Here is a 26,657-nt window from a genome sequence, read left to right as displayed (position 1 = left end):
CGGTCCACGCCGTGAACAGCCCCTTCGCCGAAGCCATCCTGAACGGATCGCTCCTGCTTGCCATTCCTGTCGCGCTCCTGGCCGGCCTCGTCTCCTTCCTTTCACCCTGTGTGCTGCCGCTCGTGCCCGGCTACCTCGGCTACGTCACCGGGCTGACCGGCGTCGACCTGCAGAAGCAGAGGCGCGGCCGGATGTTGGCCGGAATCGGGCTTTTCGTTCTCGGCTTCTCCGTGATTTTCGTGCTGCTGGGCGGTGCGTTCGGGCAGCTGGGCAGCCTGATCACCGGCTCCCAGAACAGATGGATCACCCAGCTGCTCGGCGTCCTCGTGATAATCATGGGCGTTGTGTTCATGGGCGGCTTCGGCTGGCTCCAGCGCGATGCGAAGATTCATGCCAAGCCGCCGGCCGGGCTGTGGGGCGCACCCTTGCTGGGCGTCACCTTCGGGCTGGGTTGGGCACCGTGCATCGGTCCCACCTATTCGGCCGTCCAGCTCCTGAGCCTCTCTGGCGGCTCCTCTGCGGCCAAGGGCGCGTTCCTGGCGTTCGTCTACTGCCTGGGGCTGGGCATTCCGTTCCTGCTGATTGCCCTGGCCGTGCGCCGCGGCATCGGCGTGATGTCCTTCTTCCGCAAGCACCGGCTCGCCATCCAGCGCACCGGCGGCGGCATCCTGGTCCTGCTCGGCGTCCTGATGGCCAGCGGCGTGTGGGGCACCTGGGTGTCCGAGTTGCAGTACTGGTTCCAAACCGATGTGAAATTGCCGATCTGATGAGCGAGCGCGTGAACGTAAAGAAGAAAAAGTCCCCGAAGTCCGAGGCTGTCCTGCCCACGCTCGGTCCGTGGGGGATGCTTCGGTGGGCCTGGACGCAGCTGACCAGCATGCGTACCGCCCTCTTCCTGCTCCTGCTGCTGGCCGTTGCCGCCGTGCCCGGGTCGCTGTTCCCGCAGCGCCCCGCCAACCCGGCGATCGTCACCCAGTACATCAAGGACCACCCGGACTACGGCCAGCTCCTCGATTCCCTGCAGCTCTACGACGTCTATTCCTCGGCGTGGTTTTCCGCGATCTACCTCCTGCTGTTCATTTCACTGATCGGCTGCGTGGTACCGCGCGCCATCGCGCACTACAAGGCGATGCGCTCCCAGCCCCCGCGCACCCCCGCCCGGCTGTCCCGGCTGCCGGAATACGGCACCCTCGTGATTCCGGCCGACGCCGGGATCCCGGCGCCGGCAGCCATCTCCAGTGCCGCGGAACTGCTGAAAAGGCGCGGCTACCGCGTCGACGTTCGGGACCGCGACGGCGCCCGGCCCTCCCTGGGGGCCGAGCGCGGCTTGCTGAAGGAAGTCGGCAACCTCGTCTTCCACACCGCTTTGATCGGGGTCTTGATCTCCGTGGCGATCGGCGGCCTCTTCGGCTACAGCGGACAGCGGATCCTGGTGGAGGGTGACACCTTCGTCAACACCCTCGTCGGCTATGACCAGTTCACGCCCGGCACCAACTTCCAGAGCAGCCAGCTGCAGCCGTACTCGGTCCAGCTGGACAAGTTCGACATCACCTTCGACCGGGAATCCAAGGCCAAGTTCGGACAGCCCATCGATTTCACGGCCCAGGTGACCACCAAGGAAAATCCGGACGCTCCGGCCAAGAAGGAAGTGCTGAAGGTCAATGACCCGCTCAGCCTCGGCGGCACCAGCGTGTACCTCACGGGCAACGGCTATGCCCCGGTGGTCACCGTCCGCGACGCCGCCGGGAACATCGCCATGCAGGGTCCCGTGGTCGCCAAGCTCCAGGGCGAAAACTACTACTCCTCGGTGGTCATCAAGGTCCCGGACGCCAAGCCGGAACAGCTTGCCTTCGCCGGGTTTTTCCTGCCCACGGCCTTTGTCACCGATAAGGGCGTGTCTTTCAGCGGTGACCCGGCACTCATCAACCCGCAGCTGAGCCTGAACTCCTACTACGGCGACCTTGGCCTGGATGCGGGTGCGCCGCAGAACGTCTTCGAACTCGACGTCAAAAACCTGACGCCGCTCAACGCGAGGAACCTGGCCACCAAGGGCATCACCCTGGCGCCCGGCAGCACATACAAGCTGCCGAACGGCAAGGGCTCCATCAGCTTCGACGGTGTGAAGCGCTATGTCGGCGTGGACATCCACCACAACCCCGGCCAGCTCTACGCCCTGATCTTCGCGCTCATGGCCGTCGCAGGACTGGTCACGTCGCTCTACGTGAACCGCCGCCGCCTGTGGGTCCGCACGGGCACACACGAGGACGGCCGCACCATGGTGGAATACGGCCTCCTGGCCCGCGGCGAAGACCACCGCCTGGCAGGGGAGGCCGCAGCCATCCGGAAACTGCTCTCCAGCGAATGGCACCTGGACGCCACTGAGCCCGCGCCCAACGCCTCCCAGTCGGCTCCCAGCGGAACAGGGAATAATGGCGGGGCGGATACCGGCGCCGCCCGCGATCAGCAACCCTCCCCGGACGATCACGAAGCTGGCTTCATCCAGTCCACAGCAGGCTCTCCCGAGTCAAAGAAGGATCAGTAATGTTCCCCATCAACGAAACCATGGGTCAGTACAGCGAGCTCTTCATGCTGCTGGCCGCCGGCACGTACACGGTGGCGTTCATCGCCTTCGCCTGGGACCTGGCCAAGAGCAGCAAGATGCTGCGCGCGGTTGACCTGAAGGCCGCGGAACTTTCCGGGCAGGCAGCCGAAGCGGTGCGCACCCCCGCGGGCGTCGGCGCCCGGGCCTCCGGAAGCGGCGTCGACCGTGCCGACGCGCATCTCAGCGGCCCCGCAGGCCGCGCCGAGCGTCCGACGTCGGCCCTCTCCGGCGGTGCCTCGGCGGGGGCGGGCCAGACCGCGGACGGCAGCATGCGCTACGGCGGGGAGCGGCGTGCCCCTGCCCGCGTGGCCGTCGCGCTGACCGTCCTCGGCGCGGCAATCCATGCCGCCGGCGTGATCACCCGGGCGCTCGGCGCAGGCCGGGTGCCGTGGGGCAACATGTACGAATTCCTCACCACCGGCGCGTTCGTGGCCGTGGCCGTCTTCCTGCTGGTGCTGATCCGCCGCGACCTGCGCTTCCTGGGCACGTTCGTGATCGGCTTGGCCATCATCATGCTTGTGGCGGCCTCCATCGCCTTCTGGACGCCTGTGGGCCACCTCGTGCCGGCCCTGCAGAGCTACTGGCTGGTCATCCACGTGTCCATCGCCGTGATGTCCTCGGCGCTGTTCACGCTGACCTTCGCCATGTCCGCGCTGCAGCTCGTGCAGTCGCACCGGCAAAAGACCATCGCCGCCGGCGGGGCCGACAAGCTCGGGTTCATGCGCCTTGTCCCGAACGCGCTGAGCCTGGAGAACCTGTCCTACCGCATCAACGCGATCGCTTTCGTCGGCTGGACGTTCACCCTCATGTTCGGCGCCATCTGGGCGGAGAAGGCCTGGGGCCGGTTCTGGGGCTGGGACACCAAGGAAGTCTGGACGTTCGTGATCTGGGTGGTCTACGCCGGCTACCTGCACGCCCGCGCCACCCGGGGCTGGACCGGAACCCGCGCTGCGTGGCTGTCGATCGTGGGCTACCTGTGCGTGGTCTTCAACTTCACGATCGTGAACCAGTTCTTCAACGGCCTGCACTCCTACTCCGGGCTGTAACGCTCGAGGCCCGGAACGGCATCGTTGATCTGAAACGAGGCTTTCGTGCTGACCGGGGACCCCGGCCTGCTGACGAAGTCCAGCACGCGGAAGTCCGCCCGCAACGAATCCTTGGTGATCCGTGTCGTCACGTAGCCGCGCTGATTGTTGTAGAACTTCAGGTGCGGGTTCCAGGCCATGACCGGATCGAACGTGGCGTCCGAACCGTTGCCCCCGGAGGTAATGGACGTGCTGACCAGTTCTGAGCCCACAACCGGTGACGCGGGATCCTTGAAATCGAGCCTTAGTTCGTTGGCCCAGTGCCGGTGCACATCCCCTGTGAGGACGACGGCGTTGCGCACCTTCGCGTCCACCCATCCCTGGGTGATGCGTCGGCGCGACGCTACGTAGCCGTCCCAGCCGTCCATGGACACGTCATCGATATTGGCGGCCGCGTTGCGGTCCCGCTCTGCGAAAAAGACCTGCTGGCCCAAGATGTCCCAGCACTGGGTGGAGCTCTTGAAAGCGTCCAGGAGCCACTTCTCCTGTTGGGCGCCGGTGATGGTGCGGTTCTCCTTTAGCCGTCCGGCGAGGTTCTTCCGCCAGCCGTCGCCGGCGAGTTGATCATCCCGGTACTGGCGGGTGTCCATCATGTGGAAATTGGCGAGCTGGCCCCACTGAATCGTGCGAAATATTTTCATGTCGGCTCCGGCAGGGACAGAGGACGCGCGGAGCGGCATGTTCTCGTAGTAGGCCTTGAAGGCCGCGGCGCGACGCATGCGGAAATGCGCAGCGGTATCGTTCATCTCGGCCGCACTCCTGTCCTCGGGAACGTCATCCGCATAGTTGTTGTCCACCTCGTGGTCGTCCCAGACCACCAGCCACGGTGCTATCGCATGCGCAGCCTGCAGGTCGGCGTCGGACTTGTACTGGGCATGGCGCTGGCGGTAACCCTCAAGCGTTACGGTCTCCAAAACGTCGTGCGTGCGGGCCTTGACGCGGACATCGGTGCCGCTGCGGCGTTCGTATATGTAATCCCCGAGGTGCAACACCAAATCCGGGTGGCCTTGGGCTAGGCTCGAGTATGCCGTGAAGAAGCCTTGCTCGTATTTTGCGCAGCTGGCAAAGGCCATGGAGAGCGCCGCCGGCGTCTCATGGCGTGCAGGACTCGTCAGTGTCCGCCCAACGGGACTGACGTGACGTCCGCTGCGGAACCGGTAAAAGTACTCACGGCCCGGCTGCAGCCCCCGCAATTCCACGTGTACCGAATGGGCGCTTTCCACATGGGCGTATTCAAGCCCCCGGGCCACGACTTTGCCCATGGCGGCGTCTTCGGCCACCTCCCAGGCTACCGGGATGCTTCGGGATGGCATTCCGCCGAGGCCGTCCGCCGCGAGGGGCTCCAGCGCCAAGCGGGTCCACAGCACAAAGCCGTCCGGCCACGGTTCTCCCGAGGCAATGCCGAGCATAAACGGGTCGCCCCGGAGCGCGCCGTCCGCTGCGGTCGAGATGCCCGTCACGGCGGCCCCGGGCAGGGTGACGAGGACGCCGGCTCCCAGTCCGGCGGCAAGGAAGGCCCTCCGCGAAACGCTATCCATGGATCAAACATGCACGCGGCGTGGGAACACCGCAACGGTCAAATTTCGCTACTTGACCTCGTCGGTGCCCTGGGTACCGGCGTCCCCGGGTTCGCGGGCGTCGCCGGCGTCCTCCGGACCGCCGGGTTCCGCGGTGCCGGCGTCGGGCTTGCGTTCCTTGGCCTCAAGTTCCTTCTTGGGCTTCTTGAGCCTGTCCGCCTCGATCTGGTTGCGGCGGCGGATTTCAAGGTTGCGCAGGAACTCCGGATCGTCGTCGGGCGCGACCGGGTGGCTGTAGGCCACAGGGGCGGCGTCCGTGGCGCGGGGACGCCCGATCAGGAACCACAGGACGGCACCGATCACGGGGAGGAGGACCTGCACGAACACCCAGGCGGTCTTGGAGATGCCCCTGGTCAGCCGTGCGTCCGTCCGTATGAGGTCGACCAGCCCGTAGACGAAGACGACCAGGATGACGATCGGGACCACTACGCGGAGCATATCTTCAGTCTAGCCGTCAGGCGGGCCGGCGGCGCCGGTCACCGTGGCCGGGAACGCGTCTGCGGCAGGAACCCGGCGGCCGGCATGGCGGCTAAACTTGGAGTGTGGCTTTCCTCAAATACTCCCTGATTCGACTGGCGCTGTTTGCGCCCTTGTTCGCGCTCTTCCTCTACCTGCAACTGGGTGTGCTCCTGGCCGCGCTGTGCGCCGGGATGATGGCCTTTGCCATCAGTTTCCTGTTCTTCCAGAGGCAGCGCGACGCGGCCACCGCGACCCTCCACCACCGGTTCTCGGGCAAGGCCAAACCGCTGCGCAGCGCCGGTGAGGTGGCCGACGCCGACGCCGAAGACCGCCTGGTGGACCAGCACCCCGACATCACAGTCCACACGGACACGCGCCCCAAGGATTCCTAGGCGCCGGACAACGCCAACCGTCGAAAACGGCGGGGCGGGGCGGGCCGCGCGTCGTCCGTCCCGTGGAGCGCGGGCTTTAGAAGCCGTGGCTCAGGACGAGGCCCAGGGAAAACAGGGCGGCGAAGCCGAGGTTGATGAGTCCGGTCTGCTTGAGCACCGGGATGAGGCTCTTGCGCCGCCGCCCGGCGATCATCAACCAGGACGGCATGAGGCTGGCCGGGATCAGCAGCAGCACGATCAGCATCCATGGCCGCACCGGCGCCAGGACGATCACCAGCAGGATCGCGACGGCGAGCATCAGCACGTAGCTTTCGCGGGCATGCTTGTCGCCGAGCCGCACGGCCAGGGTCTTCTTTCCGGCCTTGCGGTCGGTCGGGATGTCGCGGACGTTGTTGGCCATCAGCAGGGCGCAGGCGATCAGTCCCGTGCCGATCGCTCCGATGATCGCGGCGAGGCTGAGTTGGCCGGCCTGCGTGTAGGTGGTGCCTAGCGTTGCCACGAGCCCGAAGAAGACAAACACGAAGACATCGCCCAGGCCGAGGTAGCCGTACGGGTTCTTGCCGCCCGTGTAGCCCCAGGCGGCCAGCACACAGCCGAGGCCGACCAGAATCAGCCACCACGCCTGTGTGATGATCACGAGGATCAGCCCGAACAGCATCGCCAGGCCGAAAGCCGCGAACGCGGCCCGTTTTACGTGCTCCGGCTTGGCCGCGCCCGAGCCCACGAGCCGGAGCGGGCCCACCCGGTCCTCGTCAGTGCCGCGGATGCCGTCCGAGTAGTCGTTGGCATAGTTGACACCGATCTGCAGGAGCAGGGCGACCAACGCGGCCAGCACGGCGTTCAGCAGGATGAACGAATCCATCTCGTATGCGGCTGCGCTGCCGATCAGCACCGGCGCAATCGCGGCGGGCAGGGTGCGCAGTCGGGCGCCTTGGATCCATTGTGCGGCTGTGGCCACGGTCAGTACCTCGTTGGTTCGTTGTGTGCTCGTTGGTTGGCTAAATGCGCGGCCAAAAGGCCGGAGGCACCTTGTCTATTTTCCCTGATGCAGCGCATCCAGCAGGACCGTCATGCCCAGGCGGTCCGGTTTGCCGTTGGGCAGCATAAGCAGTTCCGCGGCGGGCAGGACCGTTTTCGGGGCCAGCGCCCCCAGCGCCGGTCCCCAGGTCTCGCCCCGTCGGTCGGCGAACGCCGCCAGCCCTTCCGGGGAACTGTCGGCCACCGCGACGTACGCGGCCAGGGCCTGACCCCATTCGGCGGAGGGCACGCCGGCCACGAAAGCCGCGCGGACGCCGTCGAGCTTTTCCAGCTCCGACTGCACGTGCCCGGCCGAAACCTTCAGGCCGCCGGTGATGACGACGTCGTCCGCCCGGCCGAGCACGGTGAGCCGGCCGTCGGCGTCCAGTTCGCCGAGATCATTGGTCCGGTACCAGCGGACGCCGTCCTCTTCGACGAACGTCTCTGCCGAGAGTCCGGGGGCCGCCAGGTACCCGGCGGCCACGGTGGCCCCGCCCAGCAGAATGCGGCCGTCCTCCGCGACGCGGACCAGAACATCTTCGAGCGGGAAGCCGTCATACACGCAGCCCCCGCAAGTCTCGGCGGAACCGTAGGTGGTCACCACTGTCACGCCGGCGTCCCGGGCCGCATCGAGCAGCTCCGGGGACGCGGGGCCGCCGCCGAGCAGGATGGCGTTGAAACGCCGCAGCACGGCCAGCGTCTCGGCCGAGGGCGAGTCCAGCAGGCGCTGCAGCTGCGTGGGCACCAGCGAGGTGAAGCGGACCTTGTCCGTGAGCTCCAGCGCCGCGGCCGTGAACGCCTCAGGAGTGAAGCCGTCAGCCAGGTCCATGACCCACGGCCGGGTTCCGGCGAAGAGCGAGCGCACCAGCACCTGGACACCGGCGACGTACTGCACGGGAAGAGCCAGCAGCCATTGGCCCTCGCCCTTCAGCGCGAACGCGGTCGCCATGGACGAGGCCGCCAGGGCGTCAACGGTGAGGACGGTGGCTTTCGGTGCGCCGGTGGACCCCGACGTGCGGACCACGACGGCGGCGTCCTCGAAGCCCGGCGTTGCGGGGAACGCCAGCACGGGGGAGCCGTCCGGGCCCGCGGAGAGCTCGACGGCGGGTCCCTCACCGTGGAGGGCAGCAGCCAGCGCCTTGAGGGCCGGCTCGATGTTCATGGCTGTCACAGCGCGCCTTAGAAGTAGTACGGGAATTTGGACCAGTCGGGGTCCCGCTTTTCGAGGAAGGCTTCCTTGCCCTCCACGGCCTCGTCGGTCATATATGCCAAACGGGTAGCTTCACCGGCGAAGACCTGCTGGCCGGCCAGACCGTCGTCGGCCAGGTTGAAGGCGAACTTGAGCATGCGGATGGCCTGCGGGGATTGCCGGGCGATGTCGGCGGCGTACTCCAGGGCGACTTCCTCGAGGCGTTCGTGGTCCACGGCCTCGTTGACGGCGCCCATCCGGACCATGTCCTCGGCGGAATATTCGCGGGCCAGGAAGAAAATTTCGCGGGCGGATTTCTGGCCGATCTGGCGGGCCAGGAGTGCCGAGCCGTAGCCGGCGTCGAAACTTCCCACGGTCGCGTCGGTCTGCTTGAACTTGCCGTGCTCGCGGGAGGCGATGGTGAGGTCCGAGACCACATGCAGGGAGTGCCCGCCGCCGGCCGCCCAGCCGTTGACGACGGCGATCACCACCTTGGGCATGGTGCGCATGAGCCGCTGGACTTCAAGGATGTGGAGCCTGCCGGCGCGTGCGGGATCGATGGTTTCCGTCGTCTCGCCATTTGCGTACCGGTAACCATCCCGGCCCCTGATCCGCTGGTCCCCGCCGGAGCAAAACGAATGGCCGCCGTCCTTCGGCGAGGGGCCGTTTCCGGTGAGCAGCACGGTGGCCACGTCCGGGGTCATCCGGGCGTGGTCCATGGCGCGGTAGAGCTCGTCCACGGTGCCGGGCCGGAACGCGTTGCGGACCTCGGGCCGGTTGAACGCGATGCGCACGGTGGGCAGGTCCCGGACCACGGAGCCGTCCTCGGACCGCTCCACCTGCCGGTGGTAGGTCATGTCCTGGAAGTCGTCAAAACCGGAGACGGTGCGCCACCGCCGGGGGTCAAAGACGTCGGATACCTGGGCCGGGATTTCGTTGCTCACAGTCCGAGTCTAGTAATCCGCTCAGCTGATGCAGAACTCGTTGCCCTCCGGGTCTGCCATGGTGTGCCATTCCAGGGGCCCTTGGGTGGCCGTCCACAGGAACGTTGCGCCGCGCGCTTCCAGAGCCGCGCGGACCTCATCCTTGTCCCGCCCGTCCAGTCTCACGTCCCAGTGGACACGGTTCTTGGTGGTCTTTTCTTCGGCGACGGTCTGGAACAGCAGCCGGCGGGGAGGGTTCTTGGTCTCGATTTCGTCCGGCGGGCGGATGGCTGCTCCGGCGCACCAGACGAGCTTGCCCCGGTGGAGCTGGGTGTCCGCCTCTGTGGCGTAGCCCTGCTCGATCATGGAGCGGATGAAGTTCTCGTCCTGTGGCTCCACGGCCCAGTCCAGGGTTTCGGCCCACCACTCGGCGAGCTCGTGCGGTTTGAAGCAGTCCACGGTTATCTGGATGTTCAGTGTCATGGGAAGAACCTACGACGCCGGGGCCCGCGGCGGTAGGGGGTGGTTGCTGTGGTTAGCCTTGGACCTGCTGGAGCTGTTCGAGGACTTCCGGCGGTATCGCGTAGATGAAAGCGACGGCCAGGAGATTCTTGGCGGCGTGGACGAAGTAGGAGAACATGACGTTCTTCCCGGTCCAGACGTACACGAACACCAGGACGGCCCCCATGGCGAGGTACGGCATCAGCACCTGCAGGGTCATTTGCTCCTGGCCCACGATGTGCAGGGCCGCGAAGAGCAGCACGGACAGGACGCAACAGAACCACAGGTTGAGCCGGCGGCTCAGTTTTCCGATCAGCAGGTGGCGGAAAATGTATTCCTCGACGAACGGGCCCACGATCACCAGCAGCGGCACCATGAGCCAGACCGGGACCTGCTGCATGAGCGCCTGGAGCCCGGCCTGGTTGGCGGAGGTCTGCACCGGCCCGCTGACGGCCACGAAAACCGCGGTGAGGATGAGCATCGCCACCACAGCCAGCGGCACCATGAGCGCGGTGAACCAGGGCCTCGTCGCAAGAACGCTCAGGTCACGCCGGGCTACGCGCCGGGCCGCGGCCAGGGCCAGGAAGCCGATGGTCGCGTAAAAAATCAGGTTCACGGCGTAGGACGCCACGGCGGGATTGGGCGAGACCTGGAGCAGCAGCGGCGCCAGCAGTTCGCCGGCCACGGCGAAGAAACCGGCCACGGTCACGTAGAGGCCTGCAGTGACGGCATCGAGCCGGGAGAACCGGTAAAGCTCCGGCTGCGGCGCGGGTGGTGTGCGGAGAGCTGTGCCCATGACCCCAGCCTAGCGCCGCCCGTCCCCACCGCGGGTTCCCGGAAACGGCTAACGCCCGGGCCGAGGGCGCCGGGCGTTAGCTTTGAGGGCTGCAGTGCTCTGGAGCTAGCGGAACAGTGCCCCATAGGTCCCCATCATGATCCGGTCGCCCGGGCTGGACTTGCGGAGGTAGTCAACGACCGCCCAGTCATCGAGCGAGATGCACCCGGCAGTCGGCACCTTGTGCATGTGCAGGAAGATGGCGAAGCCCGCGTTCTGGACGATGTTGGGCCGGTTGTAGTTGATGACCGCGCCCTGGCGGTAATCACCCAGGCTGGCGAACCACCACATGTTCTCGTCCCAGCCCACCCAGGAGGAAGACTCGTGGTACTTGTTGTACGTTGCCGTCCAGGGGTTCCCGCCCCACCGCGAACGGGGGTTCAGCGTGCGGTAGGAAAGTTTCGTTCCCGGGTTGCCCAGGCCGAAGGCTTCCGTCACGGAAAACGAGCCGGTGGGCGAGTACAGGTTACGGGTGGGACCGGACGGCACGCCCGGCGGTTTGAAACCCGATTTGCCGACGTAGCCGTCAGTCCGCCAGTCCGGCACATAAGCTCCGGCGACGTTCACGCAGTACATGTTGGTCGCGTGGGATATTCCATAGCCCGAGGTCCAGGTAAGCAGGACGCGCTTCGCTCCGTACGTGGGGTATTTGGCCTGGCCGTTGTTGAGCTTGTGGCATTCAGACCTGCCATATGACTTGGACCCGGCGGTGCTGGACCAAGTGATATCCCCGCCCTGGTAGGTCTGTGCACAGGCGCCGGCAACGCAACGCTCGCTCGCGATGGGGTACCCCAGTGAGCCGCCAGGGCCACCCGCTATTACGAACCGGCTGTCGATTCCCCTGCCGGACATCCATGCACCCGTGGCGGGTGACCAGTAGATACTTCCGCCTTGGAAGCGTTGCACGCAGCCACCGGCGGGTTGTCCGCAGGTTTCGCTCGTGCGCGGGTAGCCCAGCATGCTTCGCGTCGCTCCGGCGGCGGAATACCGGCTGCCGATAGCGCCGCGGGTTACATGCGCGCCCGTGGTGGGCGAGTAGAAGATGCTGCCACCCTGGAAGTGCTGCACGCAGCCCCTGGCAGTCAGGCCGCAGGCTTCCTCGGTGACCGGGTAGCCCAGCAGGCCTTTCTGTGCCCCGCCAGCCTTCCAACGACCCAGAATGCCACCCCAGACCACATGGCCACCGATTCCCGACGCCCAGTAGATGTAGCCTTTGTCGAACTGTTGAAAGCATCCGGATGGCTTCAATCCGCAGGCCTCGTCGGTTACGGGCAGGCCCAGGACTGCCTCGCCGCCGGCGGCGGCCCAACGGCTCCCGATGCCGTTTTGGGCCGAGAACTCCAGCAACCGCGTGCCTGTCCATGCCAAGATGCGGCCGCTGGAGAACTTCTGGATAGTTCCGCCAGACACAGCGGACTCATCCGTGACGGGATAGCCGAAAAGCGCCAGGCCGCCCTTCGCGTGCCAGCGGGGCCCGGTGTGTCCCTTGCTCCGCAGGACCGGGTGCGCCCCCGTTGCCGAGGTCCAGAAAATGGATCCGCCTTCGAACGTCTGGCTGCAGACCCCGAGGGAGCAGACCTGTTTGGCGGTCGGCGCGCCGAGGGCGCCGGCGGCACCCTTCAGCGCCGTCCACTTCGTCTCGATGGGCCCTTGGACGACGACGGGCGGACGCGTCGGCTCCTTCGTCGGGGTCGGGGTCGGCTCCTTCGTCGGGGTCGGGGTCGGGGTCGGCGTCGGTTCGGCAAGGGGCTGCGTCTGCTCCGCGGTGGCCTTCGCCGTCGCAGTAGGCCTTGCGGTTCCTTCTGGAACCGGGGCGGCGGGGGCCGATGCGGACCCGGTCGGCGTGGCCGCCGTTTCGGTGGGCGCGGCCGCCGGGCTGGTTGCCGGCGGTGCAACGGGGGCATCCTTGGCGAAGGCCGGCCCGACTGCCAGTGGCCCGGCAGTGAGTGAAAGGATCACGGCCGTGATGAGAAGTGACTTCTTTTTCATGGCGCGTCCTCCACGGAGACGACTGGCGTGCAGGTCCCGCTGCTGTCCTTGGTCTTGGCGAAGTTGGCCGCGGCAATGTCGGCCGACTTGCCGGCTGGAACGGCTTGGGTGATGAGCGTGTGCCCTGCCACCTCGGGGCCGACCGTGACCGCGATGGCCACGGTGAACACTCTGTTCTTATCGGTGTCGTTGACGAGGGTGCCCTTGAAGGACCACGACCCGTCGGCTGTTGCGGTGCAGGACTGCTGCCGCAATGCGTCGGGTGCGTTCAGGGAAGTGGAAACATCGGCAGGCTCGGAGGTACCCGGCGCCGGAGATCCTGGCGTCTGTGATGTTGAAGTTGACGTTGTTGGTATCGGCGTTGCTGCGGTGCGGCTTTCGCTGGGTCCGGCCGGACCGGAGCCGCCGCTCGAACACCCCGCTAGTACGAGAAGCAGCACTGCAGGCAGAAGCGCTCTCTGTTTCATAAGTCCCCCCTGGCTCATGGCGTTCCTGCCATGGCCTGCATTGATGTTGCAGGCACCCCGGCCGGAAAGTCCCGCCGGTGTGCCCAGACTAATGGAAAACAGCGGGTTGACCAGTGCTTTTGCGTGAAGTGACTGTTGTTTGCGGCGGTTCGGGGCGGATCAGAATGTCGCCCGGGTCACGCCGGGGTCCTGAATGCTAGTACGATAGATGAGCCGCGCGAGCTTCGACACTTGTGAGCTTCGGTACATGTTTTAGCCCCTGCAAAGGGCTTAGACCCGAATTTTGTGTACTTGAATCCACGGTCCTGTCCCGGCCATACCTCGACCTGCAAGGAATCAGCTGTGCCATCAATTACCCCCACCGAACTTCAGAGCGCGCAGGCGCAACCCGCCGCCGACTCGACCCTCAGCGCCGAGGGCTATAAGAAGACCCTGAGCGGCCGCCACGTGACCATGATCTCGATGGGCGGCGCAATCGGCGTCGGCCTGTTCATGGGAGCCGGCGGCCGCCTGGCCTCCACCGGACCGGCGCTGATCTTCTCCTACGCCATCGCCGGCGTCATCGCCTACCTGCTGATGCGCGCCCTGGGTGAGCTCATCATGTACCGCCAGACCTCGGGCTCCTTCGTCAGCTACGCCGGCGAAATGTTCGGCAAAAAGGGCGCGTACCTTTCCGGCTGGATGTACTTCATCAACTGGGGCATGACCGGCATCGCGGAACTGATCGCAATCGGCCTCTACTTCCAGTTCTTCTTCCCCAACGTGCCGGTGGAAGCCTCCGCGATCGCGGCCCTGGCGCTCCTGGTCGCCGTGAACCTGCTCAGCGTCAAGGCGTTCGGCGAATTTGAATTCTGGGCGTCCTGCCTCAAGGTCGGCGCCATCCTGATTTTCCTGGCCGTGGGCACCTTCATGGTGGTCACCAATGCCAAGGTGGGCGGGGGCCATGCCTCGGTGGCGAACCTCTTTGCCGACGACGGCGGGATGTTCCCCAAGGGCGCGCTCGTGATGGTCCTGGTGCTCAACGCCGTGATCTTCGCCTACAACGGCATCGAGCTGGTCGGCATCACCGCCGGTGAAATGGAAAACGCCCAGCGCGAAGTGCCCAAGGCGATCCGCGCCGTCGTACTGCGCATCGTGGTCTTTTACGTCGGTTCCGTCCTGCTGCTGGCCATGCTGCTGCCCTCGGACCAGTACAAGGCAGGCGTGTCCCCGTTCGTCACCGTCTTCGGCCAGATGGGCCTCGGCTGGGTGGGCGATGTCATGAACATGATCGTCATCACCGCTGCGCTGTCCTCCTGCAACTCGGGCCTGTACTCGATCGGCCGTGTCTTCCGCACCATGGCCAACAACGGACATGCCCCGCAGTGGCTGACCCGGATGTCCAAGCGCCACGTGCCGTACGCGGCCATCCTCGCCATCGCCGCCTTCTACCTCGTGGGCATCCTCCTGAACATCTGGCTGGGCGGTTCGCACGCCTTCGACCTCGCGCTCAACACCGCCTCGATCGGCGTGATCTTCACCTGGGGCGCCATCTTCGCGAGCCAGATCGCCCTGCGCCAGCAGAAGGGCCGCGTCTCCAGCCTCCCCATGCCGGGTTCGCCCTGGACCAGCTGGGCGGGACTGCTCGCGCTGCTGGCCATCACCGTGCTGATCGGCTTTGACACCATGACGGACAAGGCCACCGGCGATGTGTTCCTGCTGGGGCTGTGGACCCTCGCCACCATCCCGTTCTTCGCCCTGGTGCTGTGGCTCGGCTGGCAGAAGGTCAAGAACAACGAACCCAAGAGCGAGGTCTTCAGCTAGATCTCCGCAGCGGGCACGGCCCGCATGACGACGACGGCGGCAGCCACCTTGGGGAGGTGGCTGCCGCCGTCGGGGTTAACGCAGCGTCATCGGTGATTTCACCCCACAGGTGATCAGACCTCGCTCATGACGGGGCCGCTGACGGGACTGCGCCGGTCGAAGACCGTGGCGCCGACTTCCTGCTCGGCCTGGTTGTCGATGCCCAGGTCGATGCCCTTCCGTTCGCGGATCACCAGCACCGCGCCCGTTGAGATCAGCGCAACAATCAACAGGTATGCAGACACAGACATGGTGGTCCCGGTCGCCTGAACCAACGCCGTGGCGATCGTCGGGGCAAAGGCGCCGCCGATGATCGCGCCCACGGCATAGGAGATGGCAACTCCGGAGAAGCGGATGGACGCCGGAAAGAGTTCGCTGTAGAGGGCGGCCTGCGGCCCGTAGGTCAGGCCGAGCCCGACGCTGAAGAGGGCCAGACCCAGGAGCATGGCCCAGATGTTGCCGGTATTGATAAGCCAAAACAGCGGGAAGAACGTCACGATCAGGCAGCCGTAGCCGATGAGGTAGGTCTTCTTGCGGCCGATGCTGTCGGCGAGGACGCCGGCGAGGAGCGTAAAGACGAACCACAGGGCAGCCGAGGCAGTGACGGCGAGGAGCACCTCGGTCCGGTCCATGGCCAGTCCCTTGGGGGCGGTGGCGTAGCTGAGGATGTAGCCCCCGGTGGTCATGTAACCGGCGGCGTTGTTGCCGGCAAAGACCAGCGCGGCTAGGAGGACCAGCACCCAGTGCTTCTTGAACAGCTCTACGATCGGAACGCGGGTCTGCTGCTTCCGGGTGGCAATTTCCGCGAAGACGGGGCTCTCGTCGACGCTTCGGCGGACCATGAAGCCCACGATGATCAGCACAAAGCTGAGCAGGAACGGGACACGCCAGCCCCACTCTACGAAGGCCGCACCGGGTGAGATCACGCCAGACATCAGGGCCAGGACGCCGGAGGCAAGCAGCATACCCAGCGGGACGCCAAGCTGCGGGAATGAACCGAACAGGCCGCGCTTGGAACTGGGTGCGTGTTCCACGGCCATGAGGACAGCACCGCCCCATTCGCCGCCCGCGGAGATGCCTTGCAGGATGCGCAGGAGCAGCAGCAGGACGGGTGCGGCCAGGCCGACAGCCTCGTAGGTGGGCAGCACACCTATCAGCATGGTGGAGGCGCCCATGAGGATCAGCGTGAGGACCAGCATGGCCCTGCGTCCCAGCCGGTCGCCGAAGTGTCCGGCCAGGAATGCGCCCAGGGGGCGGAACAGGAAGCTCAGTCCCACTGACGCAAAAGAAACCAACAAGGCGATGTCATTGCCGGCGGGTTCGAAGAAGAGCTTGGCAAAGACCAGGCCCGCGGCGTTCGCATAGATGAAGAAGTCGTACCACTCGATGGTGGTCCCGACGATGGTGGCAAACGCTACCCGGCGGGTGTCGCTTGCGGTTGTGCGTGGTGGATGCAGCAAAACGCTCATGGTGTCTCGTTCCTTCGGGCACAGCGGTGTGCCCGCTCGTGGTGGTTGGCGAACTGCAGGAGGTCAGGTGGCGTAGGGGTCCGCGATGCCGAGGTACTGGGTGGTGGTGTACTCGGCGATGCCTTCGGAGCCGCCTTCGCGGCCCAGTCCGGACTGCTTGACGCCGCCGAAGGGTGCGGCGGCGTTGGAGATGACGCCGGCGTTGAAGCCGACCATGCCGAACTCGATCTGCTCGGCCACGCGCAGCAGCCGGTTGAAGTCGCGGCTGTAGAGGTAGGAGGCCAGGCCGTATTCGGTGGCGTTGGCGAGCCGGATGGCGTCCTCCTCGGTGGCGAACGTCGTGACCGGGGCGACGGGGCCGAAGATTTCCTGGCGGAGGATCTGGGCGTCGTTGGGCACGTTGCCGAGCACGGTCGGCGGGTAGAAGAAGCCGGCCCCCTCCACCGGTGAGCCTCCGGTGACGGCGGTGGCTCCGGCGTCGACGGCGGCACTGACCAGCGCGTGGACGTCGTCGCGGGCGCCGGCGTCGATCAGGGGACCGACCAGGGTGCCGGGTTCGGTGCCGCGTCCTGTGGCCAGGTTGCCCATGGCCGCCGCGAACTTGGCGGTGAATTCGGCCGCCACGGATTCCTGGACCAGGAACCGGTTCGCGGCGGTGCAGGCCTCGCCCATGTTCCGCATCTTGGCCGCGAGGGCCCCTTCCACGGCCTTGTCCAGGTCCGCGTCGTCGAACACGACGAACGGGGCGTTGCCGCCGAGTTCCATCGAGGTGCGCAGGACGTTCTGGGCGGCGTCGGCCATCAGGCGTTTGCCCACCGGGGTGGAGCCGGTGAAGGAGATCTTGCGCAGGCGCGGGTCGGCGAGCAGCGGCCCGGAAATCCCGGCCGCGGACGAGGAGGAGACGACGTTCAGGACCCCGGCGGGCAGGCCGGCGTCGAGCATGGTCTGGGCGAAGAGCTGGGCGGTGAGCGGGGTGAGCTTGGCCGGCTTGAGGACCATGGTGCAGCCCGCGGCGATGGCGGGCGCGACCTTGCGGGTGGCCATCGCGAGGGGAAAGTTCCACGGGGTGATGAGCAGGCACGGACCCACCGGTTTGTGCTGGACCAGGATCTTGTTCTTGCCCTCGGGTGTGGTGAGGTAGCGGCCGTAGTCGCGGACCGTCTCCTCCGCGAACCAGCGCAGGAACTCGGCGCCGTAAGTGACTTCGCCGCGCGCTTCGGCCAGGGGCTTGCCCATTTCCAGGGTCATCAGCAGCGCGAAGTCCTCGGCCCGTTCGGTGACCAGGTCGAAAGCGCGGCGCAGGATTTCGGCCCGTTCGCGCGGTGCCGTGCGGGCCCAGGCGGCCTGGACCGCGGCGGCCGCGTCGAGGGCGGCCAGGGCGTCCCCGCTGGTGGCCGAGGCCAGCGTGGCGAGCACCTCCCCGGTGGCGGGGTCGTGCACGTCGAATGTGCCGCCGTCGGACGCGTCCCGCCACTGGCCGTCGATGAGCAGGCCGGTGGGCACGGACGCGAGAAGCGCGGCCTCGCGCTCCGGCGAGATGGCAGGGGCGAGCGCAGAAGTAACTGTCATGGGAAGTCCTTAGAAATGCGGCTGGTGTCAGTAGCTGGCGGGAGTACCGGCTGCCGGGACGCCGGGAGCCTGGCCCCCCGCGGCCGGGATGTATTGGGCGGCGAGGGCCTCGGAGCCGCGGGCCAGGAGGGCGACGTCGGCGCCCACCAGCACAAAGCCGGCGCCGGCTGACAGGTAGCTGCGGGCTGTTGCCGGGTTGAAGGCGTTGACCCCGGCGGGTTTGCCAGCCGCTTTTGCGGCGGCAAGGCAGTGTTCGACGGCGGCGCGCACCTCGGGGTGCTCCTGCTGTCCGAGGAGCCCCATCGAGGCGGCGAGGTCGGAGGGGCCCAGGAAGATGGCGTCGACGCCGTCGACCTTCAGGATGTCCTCCACCGCCTCGACTGCGGCCGTGGACTCGATCTGGACGGTGACGCTGACGGTCTCGGCGGCACGGGCCAGGTAGTCCGGGACGCGGTTCCACCGGGCCGCGCGGGCCAGCGCGGAACCCACCCCGCGGACACCCTGGGGTGGGTAGCGGGTCGCGGCCACGGCGGCCTCCGCCTCGGCCACGGAGTCCACCATGGGGATCAGCAGGTTCTGCACGCCCAGGTCCAGGTACTGCTTGATCAGCACGGTGTCGTTCGCCGGCGGCCGGACCAGGACGTGGACCGGGTAGCCGTGGATGGCCTGGAGCTGGGCCAGGATGGATTCGAGCCCGTTGGGGCTGTGCTCCGCGTCCACCAGGAGCCAGTCCAGGCCGGATCCGGCGCAGAGTTCGGCGACGAGCGGGCTGCCCGAGCAGACCCACATGCCCGCCAGCGGACGGGCGACTGCGCCCGATGCGTTGCGCAGCGCGTCCCGGAACGTTGCAGTGTCCTCTACTCGAAGCGGCATGTGATGCTCCCCAGCGGTCCGTAGTCGGCGTGCACGGTGTCGCCCTTGTACACCCAGAGGGGCCTGGTGAAGGAGCCGGCCAGGATGATGTCCCCGGCCTGCATGCCGTCGCCGTGGGCGGCGATCTTGTTGGCCAGCCAGTGCACACCGTTGGCCGGGTGGTCCAGGACGCCGGCCGCGACGCCGGTTTCCTCCACGGTCTGGTTCTTGTACAGGATCGCCGAGACCCAGCGGAGGTCCACGGCGTCGGGCTTCACCGGCCGGCCGCCCACCACCATGGCCCCCATGGCTGCGTTGTCGGCAATGGTGTCCACGATGGTCCGGCCCTCCATCTCGATCCTGGAGTCCAGGATCTCGAGGGCCGGCACCACGTAGTCGGTGGCGTTGAGGACGTCGAAGATGGTGCAGCCGGGGCCTTTGAGCCCGTCTTTCAGGACGAACGCCAGTTCCACCTCCACCCGGGGGTGGGTGTAGCGGTCCCACTGCACGGAGCAGCCGGTTTCCAGCACCATGTCATCGAAGATCGCCCCGTAGTCCGGTTCGGTGATGCCCGTGGCGGCCTGCATGGCTTTGGAGGTGAGCCCGATCTTGCGGCCCACCAGGGTCCGGCCTGCTTCCTCATTCCGCCGCCGCCACAGCTGCTGCACGGCATAGGAGTCCTCCACGGTCATTTCCGGGTAGCGGGCCGTCAGCCGCGGCACCGGCTTGCGGTTCCGGCCTGCTTCCACCAGTTCGTCGGCAATGGCTTCGATCGTCTTCGCGTCCAGCATCGGTTAGACCTGCGCCCCGAGCTTGAAGCCCGACTTCTCGCCGTCGGCGGTGTCGTCCTTGCGCGTGTAGGAGAACCCGTCGGCGCCCACGGTGACGGCCATTTCGCTCTTTTCCTCGCGGACAATCACGGGCTGCGGGTTGCCGTCGAGGTCCAGGACCAGGGAGGCCTCGGTGTACCAGGACGGGACCACGGGGTTTCCCCACCAGTCGCGGCGTTGGTTGTCGTGCACATCCCAGGTGATGGTGGGGTTGTCCGGGTCGCCGGTGTAGTAGTCCTGGGTGTAGATCTCGATGCGGTGGCCGTCAGGGTCCAGGATGTAGAGGTAGAAGGCGTTGGAGACGCCGTGCCGGCCCGGGCCGCGTTCGATCCGGTCGCTGATGCGCAGGGCGCCCATCTTGTCGCAGATCTGGATGATGTTGTGCTTCTCGTGCGTGGCGAACGCGACGTGGTGCATGCGCGGGCCGTTGCCGCCGGTCAGGGCGGTGTCGTGGACGGTCTGCTTGCGGTGCATCCAGGCGGCGTAGGTGACGCCGTCGGAGTCCTGGATGTCTTCGGAGACGCGGAATCCGAGGTCCTCGAGGTATTTGCGGCCGCGGGGGACGTCCGGGGTGACCTGGTTGAAGTGGTCCAGCCGGACGAGTTCGCCGGCGGAGTAGAGGTCGTAGCGCTGGGTGAGGCGCTCGACGTGCTCGGTCTCGTAGAAGAACTCGTAGGGGAAGCCCAGCGGGTCCTCGACGCGGACGGAGTCGCCGATGCCCTTGGTGAAGCCGTCCTTCCGGCGCTCTGTGCGGCAGCCCAGTTCCTTGTAGTAGGCCTCGGCGGCGTCGACCTCGGCGGGGGACTTCACCCGGTAGGCGAACGCGGCGACGGCGGCGATGGGGCCCTTGCGGAGCACGAGGTTGTGGTGGATGAACTCCTCGAGGGAACGCAGGTAGATCGCGTTTTCGTCTTCCTCGGTGACGTGCAGGCCCAGCAGGTCCACGTAGAACGCGCGGGACTTGGCGAGGTCGGTGACCACAATTTCCATGTAGGCGCAGCGAACGATGTCCGGTGCCGGGACCGTGGGGGTGGGGACGAAGTTGGTCATGGTGTTCTCTCTTCTTTGAAAGGGGTCTGTGGTGATGTGCGACGGCGGCTGGCCGGCCTGGATGTCTGGGGAACCGGGGTCAGGGGCCGGTCTAGGCGCCGAACTTGGGGGTGTGGACGGAGCCGAGCGTGATGTGCACGGCCTGCTGGTCGGTGTAGAAGTCGATGGAGCGGTAGCCGCCCTCGTGGCCGAGCCCGGACGCCTTGACCCCGCCGAACGGGGTGCGCAGGTCGCGGACGTTGTGGCTGTTGAGCCACACCATGCCGGCCTCGACGTTCTGGGAGAAGTTGTGTGCCCGGGTCAGGTTCTGGGTCCAGATGTAGGCCGCCAGGCCGTACTTGGTGTTGTTCGCCAGGGCGAGGGCCTCGTCGTCGTTCTCAAACGGGGTGATGGCAACGACGGGGCCGAAGATCTCCTCCTGGAAGATCCGGGCGTCGGGGGCGACGTCGGCAAACACGGTGGGTGCGATGTAGTTGCCGTTGTTGATCCCTGCGGGGAGATGCTCTGGGCGGCCGCCGCCGGCCAGCAGCCGGCCTTCGGACTTGCCGATCTCCACGTACGAGGCCACCTTGGCGTAGTGCTCGGGGTGGACCAGGGCGCCCACCTGGGTCTTGGGATCGTGCGGGTCGCCGACCACGATGTTCTTGGCGCGGGCGGCGTACTTTTCGCAGAACTCGTCGTAGATGGCGCGCTCCACGAGGATGCGGGAGCCGGCGGTGCAGCGCTCGCCGTTGAGCGAGAAGACGCCGAACAGGGCCGAATCGACCGCGGCGTCGAGGTCGGCGTCGGCGAACACGACGCATGGGGACTTGCCGCCGAGCTCCATCGACAGGCCCTTGAGGTTGGCGGCGGCGTTGCGGAAGATCGTCTGGCCCGTGGTGGTCTCGCCGGTGAAGGAGATCAGCGGGACGTCCGGGTGCTTGACCAGGGCGTCGCCGGCTTCCTCGCCGAGGCCGTTGACCAGGTTGAACACGCCGTCGGGGAGCCCGGCGTCCTTGAAGATCGCCGCCCACAGCGAGGCCGAGAGCGGGGTGAACTCGGCGGGTTTGAGGACCACGGTGTTGCCGGTGGCCAGGGCCGGGGCGAGCTTCCAGGACTCGAGCATAAACGGGGTGTTCCAGGGCGTGATCAGGCCCGCGACGCCGATCGGCTTGCGGTTGACGTAGTTGATCTGGGCGCCGGGGACCTTCATGGCGTCGTCGAACTGGGCCACGATCAGGTCCGCGAAGAAGCGGAAGTTCTCCGCCGCGCGCAGCGCCTGGCCCTTGGCCTGGGTGATCGGCAGGCCGGTGTCGAAGGTTTCGAGTTCGGCGAGCCGGGCTTCCTGGGCTTCGACGGCATCGGCGATCTTGTTCAGCACCCGGGCGCGTTCGCGGGGCTTCATCCTCGGCCACGGGCCGCTGGTGAATGCTTCGCGGGCGGCGGCGACGGCGAGGTCGATGTCCTCCTTCTGCCCGGCGGCCGCGGTGGCGTAGTTGGTGTTGGACACCGGGTCCAGCACGTCGAAGGTCTTGCCGGACACGGAGTCAACGAACTCGCCGTTGATGTAGTGCTGGATGTGCGTGGGAAGGTCCTGCGGAATGTAGTGCGTGGTGGTTTCCGGAGCAGTGAACGTCATTGTTGTCTTCCTTACTGATGATTCAACGCGGGGTCACGTACGGCCCATGCGGGGCGCTTTAATGGGGGCGAAGTGACCCCGCGTTGCTTCTAAGTGGTCTGGGCGAGGTAGGCGTCCAGGGTGGCGCTGCGGTGGCGGCGGGCGGCTTGCTCGATGGTGTCGGCGTCGGCGTCGCTTTCAATCAGTTGAAGCAGCGCCTCGTGTTCCTCGACGGAGTCGTGGGCGCGGCCGGGGACGAAACGGAAGGTGGAGGACCGCAGGGATGCGAGCCGGTTCCAGCCCCGGTGCACGAGGTCCAGGATGTGCGGGTTGGGGCAGTGCTCGAACAGGACGCTGTGGAAGTCCTGGTTCAGCCGGGTGAAGCGGACCGGATCGAAGTGCTGCAGGCATTCGCGCATCTCCTCGTTCACCGCCCTGGCGCGGGCCACGTCAGCCGCCCCGATCAGCGGGGCCGACAGGGCCGTGGCCGCACCCTCGACAATGCTCAGGGTCTGCATCGTGTAGAGATACTCGGTGGGGTCGATCCCGGACACGGTGGCGCCGACGTTCCGCTCAAACTTGACCAGCCCTTCGGCTTCGAGCCGGCGGATGGCCTCGCGGACCGGCACCACGCTGACGCCCAGGTCCTCGGCGATCTTCGCGAGCACCAGTCGGTAACCGGGGGAGTAGGTCCCGTCCACGATCCGGGCCTTCACGGCCTCGTAGGCCTGCTGGGATTTGCTTGCGGTTCCCGTTGCCGTCTCAGTCATTGGCTTTGCCTGCTTCCCATCGCTTCCCATTCCAAGTACTTGGCCCGCCAGCCGGCGTTGAGCGGGTAGAGGCCGTCCACGCTGTGGCCCTGCTGGACCATCTCGGCGATGAAGGTTTCCTCGCGTTCCTGGGCGACGGAATCGTCCGCGAGCTCGTCGGCGAGTGCCGGCGGGATGACCAGGATGCCGTCTGCGTCGGCCACGATGATGTCTCCGGGCTGCACCGTGGTGCCGCCGCAGGCGATGGTGATGTCCGTGTCCCACGGGATGTGCCGGCGGCCCAGGACGGCGGGGTGCGGGTTGGCGTAGTAGGTGGGCATGTCCATGGCGGCCACGGCGGAGAAGTCACGCACGCCGCCGTCCGTGATGATCGCCGCCGCCCCGCGGACCTGGGCGCGCAGGGCCAGGATGTCGCCGATGGTTCCGGTGCCCTTTTCGCCGCGTGCCTCCATCACCAGGATCTCGCCCTCGTTGACGGAGTCGATGGCCTTTTTCTGGGCGTTGAAGCCGCCGCCGTGGGTTTTGAAGAGGTCCTCGCGGTTGGGCACATAGCGCAGGGTCCGGGCCACGCCCACGATCCGCTTCTCCGGGCGGGTGGAGGTAAGCCCGTCAATGCTGACGTTGTCCAGTCCGCGCTTGCGCAGCTGCGAGGACAGGGTGGCGGTGCAGACGGACTCTAGTTTGGCCTTCAGCTCAGGCGAGAGGACCGGCCCGACGGCGGGAAGGCCCGCCGCGTCCCGGGAGCCGTAGGCTTCCTCCCGCTGGAGGTCATCGGTTTTGGGGCGGGCACCAAAGTCCGCGAACGGCGTCGTGCCTTCCGCCACTGTGGTGGTGAGGCGGCCCGTGGTGACTGCGCCAGCGCTGACTTCAACCTCGACGACGTCGCCTGGCTTGGCGACGGAAGCCCCGGCCGGTGTGCCGGTGAGGATGATGTCGCCCTCTTCAAGGGTGAGCAGTTGCGAGAGGTCCGCGACGAGCCGGGCGAAGGGAAAGAGGAGATCCTCCGTGGTGTCGTCCTGGACGAGTGCGCCGTTGTGCCAGGTGCGGATCCGCAGCTTTTCCGGGTCAACGGTGTCCGCGGCGATCAGCCCCGGGCCTACGGGAGTGAAGCCGTCACCGCCCTTGGACCGGAGGTTGGAGCCTTTGTCCGCATAGCGCAGGTCATAGACGCCGAGGTCGTTGCTGGCCGTCACGTACTCCACGTGGCTCCAGGCGTCCTGGATGCCTACACGGCGGGCCGGTTTGCCGATAATCAAGGCGATCTCCCCCTCGAAGCCGAGGAGCTCGCAGCCGGCCGGGCGTTCCACCGTTGAAGGGGCTTCTGCCGAACCGACAGTCAGGGAGGACGATGGCTTCAGGAAGTACGAGGGCTGTTCAGGTGTGCGGCCGCGCTGGGCCGCCCGGCTGGGGTAGTTGATATGCACCGCGATGACCTTGCGGGCCGCGGCCAGGAGGTGGTCGGTGACCTGTTCCAAGATTAACTCCTCATCGAGTACGAAATCGTATACGATGACTATGGCTCAGGAAATGCGGATCGTCAACCCCCGCTTCCGGGCTTTTTCGAACCACTTGTAACCCGCGTCATATCTGCCGTACAGTTCTGGATCACAGAACCGATTTCGATTATTGAACACAGAGTTCGAATATAGAACACAAGGCGGCGGCAGACCGCCACACCAGCCCGCCACACAACGAAGTGAGGAAAGCCCGTGCAGTTCCACCATCACGGTTACGTTTCCGGTGACCCGCGTATCCAGCCGGCCGCCGGCGTCGGCATCGATCGCCCCACAGACCTTCCCGACGAGGTCGACGTCCTCATTGTGGGCACCGGCCCCGCGGGCATTGTCACAGCCGCGCAGCTGTCCCAGTTCCCGGGCGTCACCACGCGGATCGTGGAGCGCCGCGGCGGCAGGCTCGCCATCGGCCAGGCCGACGGCATCCAGGCCCGGAGCGTCGAGACCTTCCAGGCGTTCGGCTTCGCCGAGCGGATCATTGCCGAGGCGTACCGCATCACCGAAATGGCCTTCTGGAAGCCGGACCCCGCGAACCCTGCGACCATCGTCCGCAGCGCCCGCACGCTCGATGACCCGGGCGGGATCAGCGAGTTCCCGCACCTGATCGTCAACCAGGCCCGCGTGCTGGATTACTTCGGCGAGTTCATGGCGAACTCTCCCACGCGCATGACCCCGGACTACGGCCTGGAGTTCCGCAGCCTCGCGGTCGGTGAGGGCGACTACCCCGTCACTGTGACCCTGGCCCACACCGCCGGCCCCGACGAGGGCCAGGAGCGCCTTGTCCGGGCCAAGTATGTTGTCGGCGCGGACGGCGCGCGCAGCAAGGTCCGCGCCTCGATCGGCTGCACCATGGCCGGCGACCAGGCCAACCACGCGTGGGGCGTCATGGACGTACTCGCCTCCACGGACTTCCCCGACATCCGCCTCAAGTGCGCCATTCAGTCGCACGATGGCGGCAGCATCCTGCTGATCCCGCGCGAGGGCGGGCATCTCTTCCGCATGTACGTCGATCTCGGCGAGGTCGGTCCCGATGACAAGGGGGCGGTCCGCAGCACGTCCATCGAGCAGATCATCGCCAAGGCCAACGCGATCGTCCACCCGTACACGCTCGACGTGCGCAACGTGGCCTGGCACAGCGTGTACGAAGTGGGCCACCGGCTCACCGACCGGTTCGACGACGTCCTCCCGGCGGAGCTCGGCACCCGCACGCCCCGCGTATTCATCACCGGCGACGCGTGCCACACGCACAGTGCCAAGGCCGGCCAGGGCATGAACGTCTCCATGCAGGACGGCTTCAACATCGGCTGGAAGCTTGGACACGTGCTGGAAGGCCGCAGCCCCGAGAGCCTGCTCTCCACGTACTCGGCCGAGCGCCAGGTGGTGGCGAAGAACCTGATCGACTTCGACAAGGTGTGGTCGACGCTGATGGCAAAGAAGCCCGAGGAGTTCGAGAACCCCTCAGAGCTTGAGGACTTCTACGTGCGCACGGCTGAGTTCCCCGCGGGCTTCATGACCGAGTACTCGCCGTCGCTGATCGTCGCCGAGGCGGCCCACCAGAACCTGGCCACCGGTTTCCCGGTCGGCAAGCGCTTCAAGTCCGCGCCGGTGCAGCGGGTCTGCGACACCAATCCGCTCCAGCTCGGCCATCAGGCTACGGCGGACGGCCGCTGGCGCATCTACGTCTTCGCGGACGCGGCGCCGGCCGGTGCACAGTCGCCCGTTGCCGACTTCGCCGAGTGGATCGCGAACTCGCCGGACTCGCCGCTGGCGGCCACGCCGTCGGGCGCCGACCGCGATGCGTGGTTCGACGTGAAGGTGATCTACCAGCAGGACCACACCGGCGTCGATATCGGTGCCGTTCCCGCGGCGTTCAAGCCCGAGGTGGGGCCGTTCAAGCTCACGTACCTGGAGAAGGTCTATGGCACTGATCCCAAGGCGGACATCTTTGACCTGCGCGGGATCGACCGTGGCGGCGCCGTCGTGGTGGTACGCCCGGACCAGTACGTGGCCAACGTGCTGCCGCTGACGGCGACGGCCGAACTCGCAGAGTTCTTCGCGCCACTTCTGCAGTCAGGCACGCGCGCCCCCGAGTTCCAGAACAGCGCGAAGTAGGCAGCGCTTAGCGTCC

General features: G+C 66.7%; 23 protein-coding genes. 6 read left to right on the top strand and 17 right to left on the bottom strand.

Going from position 1 to position 26,657, the window contains the following annotated elements; all coding sequences use genetic code 11:
* Positions 1 to 11 precede the first annotated feature (11 nt).
* From ACFVVK_RS07325 to ccsB, 3 genes are read left to right on the top strand one after another with little or no spacing between them, the layout of a single operon-like run.
* Positions 12 to 767, top strand: a complete 756-nt coding sequence (locus tag ACFVVK_RS07325) for a cytochrome c biogenesis CcdA family protein (RefSeq protein WP_390265472.1) — start codon at positions 12 to 14, stop codon at positions 765 to 767.
* Positions 767 to 2,542, top strand: coding sequence for a cytochrome c biogenesis protein ResB (locus tag ACFVVK_RS07320; protein ID WP_390265470.1), 1,776 nt, complete (start codon positions 767 to 769; stop codon positions 2,540 to 2,542). Before ACFVVK_RS07325 ends, ACFVVK_RS07320 begins: the two co-directional genes overlap by 1 nt.
* Positions 2,542 to 3,648 carry a c-type cytochrome biogenesis protein CcsB gene (gene ccsB, locus ACFVVK_RS07315; protein ID WP_390265468.1) on the top strand — a complete coding sequence of 369 codons (1,107 nt, stop codon included), beginning with the start codon at positions 2,542 to 2,544 and terminating at the stop codon, positions 3,646 to 3,648. Before ACFVVK_RS07320 ends, ccsB begins: the two co-directional genes overlap by 1 nt.
* Here ccsB and ACFVVK_RS07310 read toward each other — a convergent pair.
* Both ACFVVK_RS07310 and ACFVVK_RS07305 read right to left on the bottom strand, forming a co-directional pair.
* Complete coding sequence (locus ACFVVK_RS07310) at positions 3,633 to 5,225, bottom strand: alkaline phosphatase D family protein (RefSeq protein WP_390265466.1); 1,593 nt, start codon at positions 5,223 to 5,225, stop codon at positions 3,633 to 3,635. The genes ccsB and ACFVVK_RS07310 overlap by 16 nt on opposite strands.
* 48 nt (positions 5,226 to 5,273) lie before the next feature.
* Positions 5,274 to 5,702 (bottom strand): PLD nuclease N-terminal domain-containing protein, encoded by a 429-nt coding sequence (locus tag ACFVVK_RS07305; protein ID WP_390265464.1) that lies wholly within the window; start codon positions 5,700 to 5,702, stop codon positions 5,274 to 5,276.
* A gap of 104 nt (positions 5,703 to 5,806) precedes the next feature.
* Here ACFVVK_RS07305 and ACFVVK_RS07300 point away from each other — a divergent pair, with 104 nt between their 5' ends.
* A complete protein-coding gene (locus ACFVVK_RS07300) occupies positions 5,807 to 6,115 on the top strand; it encodes a DUF4229 domain-containing protein (protein WP_390265462.1) in 309 nt (102 codons plus the stop codon).
* A 76-nt stretch (positions 6,116 to 6,191) separates the two neighbouring features.
* On the opposite strand, the gene ACFVVK_RS07295 is transcribed toward ACFVVK_RS07300, so the two are convergent.
* The 7 genes from ACFVVK_RS07295 to ACFVVK_RS07265 form a co-directional block, all read right to left on the bottom strand.
* Positions 6,192 to 7,073, bottom strand: a complete 882-nt coding sequence (locus ACFVVK_RS07295) for a 1,4-dihydroxy-2-naphthoate polyprenyltransferase (protein ID WP_390265460.1) — start codon at positions 7,071 to 7,073, stop codon at positions 6,192 to 6,194.
* A gap of 75 nt (positions 7,074 to 7,148) precedes the next feature.
* On the bottom strand, positions 7,149 to 8,294 hold the full coding sequence (locus ACFVVK_RS07290; RefSeq protein ID WP_390265625.1) for an AMP-binding protein: 1,146 nt from the start codon (positions 8,292 to 8,294) through the stop codon (positions 7,149 to 7,151).
* Between the two features lie 17 nt (positions 8,295 to 8,311).
* Complete coding sequence (locus tag ACFVVK_RS07285) at positions 8,312 to 9,265, bottom strand: 1,4-dihydroxy-2-naphthoyl-CoA synthase (protein ID WP_390265458.1); 954 nt, start codon at positions 9,263 to 9,265, stop codon at positions 8,312 to 8,314.
* 21 nt (positions 9,266 to 9,286) lie between these two features.
* Positions 9,287 to 9,727 carry a VOC family protein gene (locus tag ACFVVK_RS07280; protein ID WP_390265456.1) on the bottom strand — a complete coding sequence of 147 codons (441 nt, stop codon included), beginning with the start codon at positions 9,725 to 9,727 and terminating at the stop codon, positions 9,287 to 9,289.
* 52 nt (positions 9,728 to 9,779) lie between these two features.
* Entirely contained in the window at positions 9,780 to 10,541 is a 762-nt protein-coding gene (locus ACFVVK_RS07275; RefSeq protein ID WP_390265454.1) for a CPBP family intramembrane glutamic endopeptidase, read from the bottom strand.
* A 105-nt stretch (positions 10,542 to 10,646) separates the two neighbouring features.
* Entirely contained in the window at positions 10,647 to 12,569 is a 1,923-nt protein-coding gene (locus ACFVVK_RS07270) for a hypothetical protein (protein ID WP_390265452.1), read from the bottom strand.
* Positions 12,566 to 13,036, bottom strand: a complete 471-nt coding sequence (locus ACFVVK_RS07265) for a hypothetical protein (protein ID WP_390265450.1) — start codon at positions 13,034 to 13,036, stop codon at positions 12,566 to 12,568. The genes ACFVVK_RS07270 and ACFVVK_RS07265 overlap by 4 nt, the downstream gene beginning before the upstream one ends.
* A gap of 342 nt (positions 13,037 to 13,378) precedes the next feature.
* Between ACFVVK_RS07265 and ACFVVK_RS07260 the strand changes: the two genes are divergently transcribed.
* Positions 13,379 to 14,839: an amino acid permease gene (locus ACFVVK_RS07260; RefSeq protein WP_390265448.1), complete on the top strand. Its 1,461-nt coding sequence runs from the start codon at positions 13,379 to 13,381 to the stop codon at positions 14,837 to 14,839.
* Between the two features lie 113 nt (positions 14,840 to 14,952).
* Here the strand turns inward: ACFVVK_RS07260 and ACFVVK_RS07255 are convergent, their stop codons facing one another.
* From ACFVVK_RS07255 to ACFVVK_RS07220, 8 genes are all read right to left on the bottom strand, one after another.
* Entirely contained in the window at positions 14,953 to 16,347 is a 1,395-nt protein-coding gene (locus ACFVVK_RS07255; protein WP_390265446.1) for an MFS transporter, read from the bottom strand.
* Between the two features lie 63 nt (positions 16,348 to 16,410).
* Positions 16,411 to 17,916: an NAD-dependent succinate-semialdehyde dehydrogenase gene (locus ACFVVK_RS07250; protein ID WP_390265444.1), complete on the bottom strand. Its 1,506-nt coding sequence runs from the start codon at positions 17,914 to 17,916 to the stop codon at positions 16,411 to 16,413.
* A gap of 27 nt (positions 17,917 to 17,943) precedes the next feature.
* Entirely contained in the window at positions 17,944 to 18,789 is an 846-nt protein-coding gene (locus ACFVVK_RS07245) for an HpcH/HpaI aldolase/citrate lyase family protein (protein ID WP_390265442.1), read from the bottom strand.
* Positions 18,774 to 19,559: a 2-oxo-hept-4-ene-1,7-dioate hydratase gene (hpaH, locus tag ACFVVK_RS07240; RefSeq protein WP_390265440.1), complete on the bottom strand. Its 786-nt coding sequence runs from the start codon at positions 19,557 to 19,559 to the stop codon at positions 18,774 to 18,776. The genes ACFVVK_RS07245 and hpaH overlap by 16 nt, the downstream gene beginning before the upstream one ends.
* A 3-nt stretch (positions 19,560 to 19,562) precedes the next feature.
* Entirely contained in the window at positions 19,563 to 20,648 is a 1,086-nt protein-coding gene (gene hpaD / locus ACFVVK_RS07235) for a 3,4-dihydroxyphenylacetate 2,3-dioxygenase (protein ID WP_390265438.1), read from the bottom strand.
* A 91-nt stretch (positions 20,649 to 20,739) separates the two neighbouring features.
* Positions 20,740 to 22,266 carry a 5-carboxymethyl-2-hydroxymuconate semialdehyde dehydrogenase gene (gene hpaE, locus ACFVVK_RS07230; protein WP_390265436.1) on the bottom strand — a complete coding sequence of 509 codons (1,527 nt, stop codon included), beginning with the start codon at positions 22,264 to 22,266 and terminating at the stop codon, positions 20,740 to 20,742.
* Positions 22,267 to 22,355: 89 nt separating this feature from the next.
* Positions 22,356 to 23,015, bottom strand: a complete 660-nt coding sequence (locus ACFVVK_RS07225) for a GntR family transcriptional regulator (RefSeq protein ID WP_390265434.1) — start codon at positions 23,013 to 23,015, stop codon at positions 22,356 to 22,358.
* Positions 23,012 to 24,490: a fumarylacetoacetate hydrolase family protein gene (locus tag ACFVVK_RS07220; RefSeq protein ID WP_390265432.1), complete on the bottom strand. Its 1,479-nt coding sequence runs from the start codon at positions 24,488 to 24,490 to the stop codon at positions 23,012 to 23,014. The genes ACFVVK_RS07225 and ACFVVK_RS07220 overlap by 4 nt, the downstream gene beginning before the upstream one ends.
* Before the next feature lie 234 nt (positions 24,491 to 24,724).
* Between ACFVVK_RS07220 and ACFVVK_RS07215 the strand changes: the two genes are divergently transcribed.
* Positions 24,725 to 26,641 carry an FAD-binding monooxygenase gene (locus ACFVVK_RS07215; protein WP_390265430.1) on the top strand — a complete coding sequence of 639 codons (1,917 nt, stop codon included), beginning with the start codon at positions 24,725 to 24,727 and terminating at the stop codon, positions 26,639 to 26,641.
* Positions 26,642 to 26,657 lie beyond the last annotated feature (16 nt).

This window comes from Arthrobacter sp. NPDC058192 (assembly GCF_042883665.1).
GTDB lineage: Bacteria > Actinomycetota > Actinomycetes > Actinomycetales > Micrococcaceae > Arthrobacter.
The sequence above is the reverse complement of the archived record's forward strand: the minus strand, read 5'-3'. Positions and strand labels throughout refer to the sequence as shown.

Excerpts from the sequence above, each read along its gene's own strand:
- ACFVVK_RS07320 (WP_390265470.1), top strand. The coding sequence starts at position 767 with ATGAGCGAGCGCGTGAACGTAAAGAAGAAAAAGTCCCCGAAGTCCGAG.
- ccsB (WP_390265468.1), top strand. The coding sequence starts at position 2,542 with ATGTTCCCCATCAACGAAACCATGGGTCAGTACAGCGAGCTCTTCATG.
- ACFVVK_RS07310 (WP_390265466.1), bottom strand. The coding sequence starts at position 5,225 with ATGGATAGCGTTTCGCGGAGGGCCTTCCTTGCCGCCGGACTGGGAGCC.
- ACFVVK_RS07305 (WP_390265464.1), bottom strand. The coding sequence starts at position 5,702 with ATGCTCCGCGTAGTGGTCCCGATCGTCATCCTGGTCGTCTTCGTCTAC.
- ACFVVK_RS07290 (WP_390265625.1), bottom strand. The coding sequence starts at position 8,294 with ATGAACATCGAGCCGGCCCTCAAGGCGCTGGCTGCTGCCCTCCACGGT.
- ACFVVK_RS07280 (WP_390265456.1), bottom strand. The coding sequence starts at position 9,727 with ATGACACTGAACATCCAGATAACCGTGGACTGCTTCAAACCGCACGAG.
- ACFVVK_RS07275 (WP_390265454.1), bottom strand. The coding sequence starts at position 10,541 with ATGGGCACAGCTCTCCGCACACCACCCGCGCCGCAGCCGGAGCTTTAC.
- ACFVVK_RS07270 (WP_390265452.1), bottom strand. The coding sequence starts at position 12,569 with ATGAAAAAGAAGTCACTTCTCATCACGGCCGTGATCCTTTCACTCACT.
- ACFVVK_RS07265 (WP_390265450.1), bottom strand. The coding sequence starts at position 13,036 with ATGAAACAGAGAGCGCTTCTGCCTGCAGTGCTGCTTCTCGTACTAGCG.
- ACFVVK_RS07255 (WP_390265446.1), bottom strand. The coding sequence starts at position 16,347 with ATGAGCGTTTTGCTGCATCCACCACGCACAACCGCAAGCGACACCCGC.
- ACFVVK_RS07250 (WP_390265444.1), bottom strand. The coding sequence starts at position 17,916 with ATGACAGTTACTTCTGCGCTCGCCCCTGCCATCTCGCCGGAGCGCGAG.
- ACFVVK_RS07245 (WP_390265442.1), bottom strand. The coding sequence starts at position 18,789 with ATGCCGCTTCGAGTAGAGGACACTGCAACGTTCCGGGACGCGCTGCGC.
- hpaH (WP_390265440.1), bottom strand. The coding sequence starts at position 19,559 with ATGCTGGACGCGAAGACGATCGAAGCCATTGCCGACGAACTGGTGGAA.
- hpaD (WP_390265438.1), bottom strand. The coding sequence starts at position 20,648 with ATGACCAACTTCGTCCCCACCCCCACGGTCCCGGCACCGGACATCGTT.
- hpaE (WP_390265436.1), bottom strand. The coding sequence starts at position 22,266 with ATGACGTTCACTGCTCCGGAAACCACCACGCACTACATTCCGCAGGAC.
- ACFVVK_RS07225 (WP_390265434.1), bottom strand. The coding sequence starts at position 23,015 with ATGACTGAGACGGCAACGGGAACCGCAAGCAAATCCCAGCAGGCCTAC.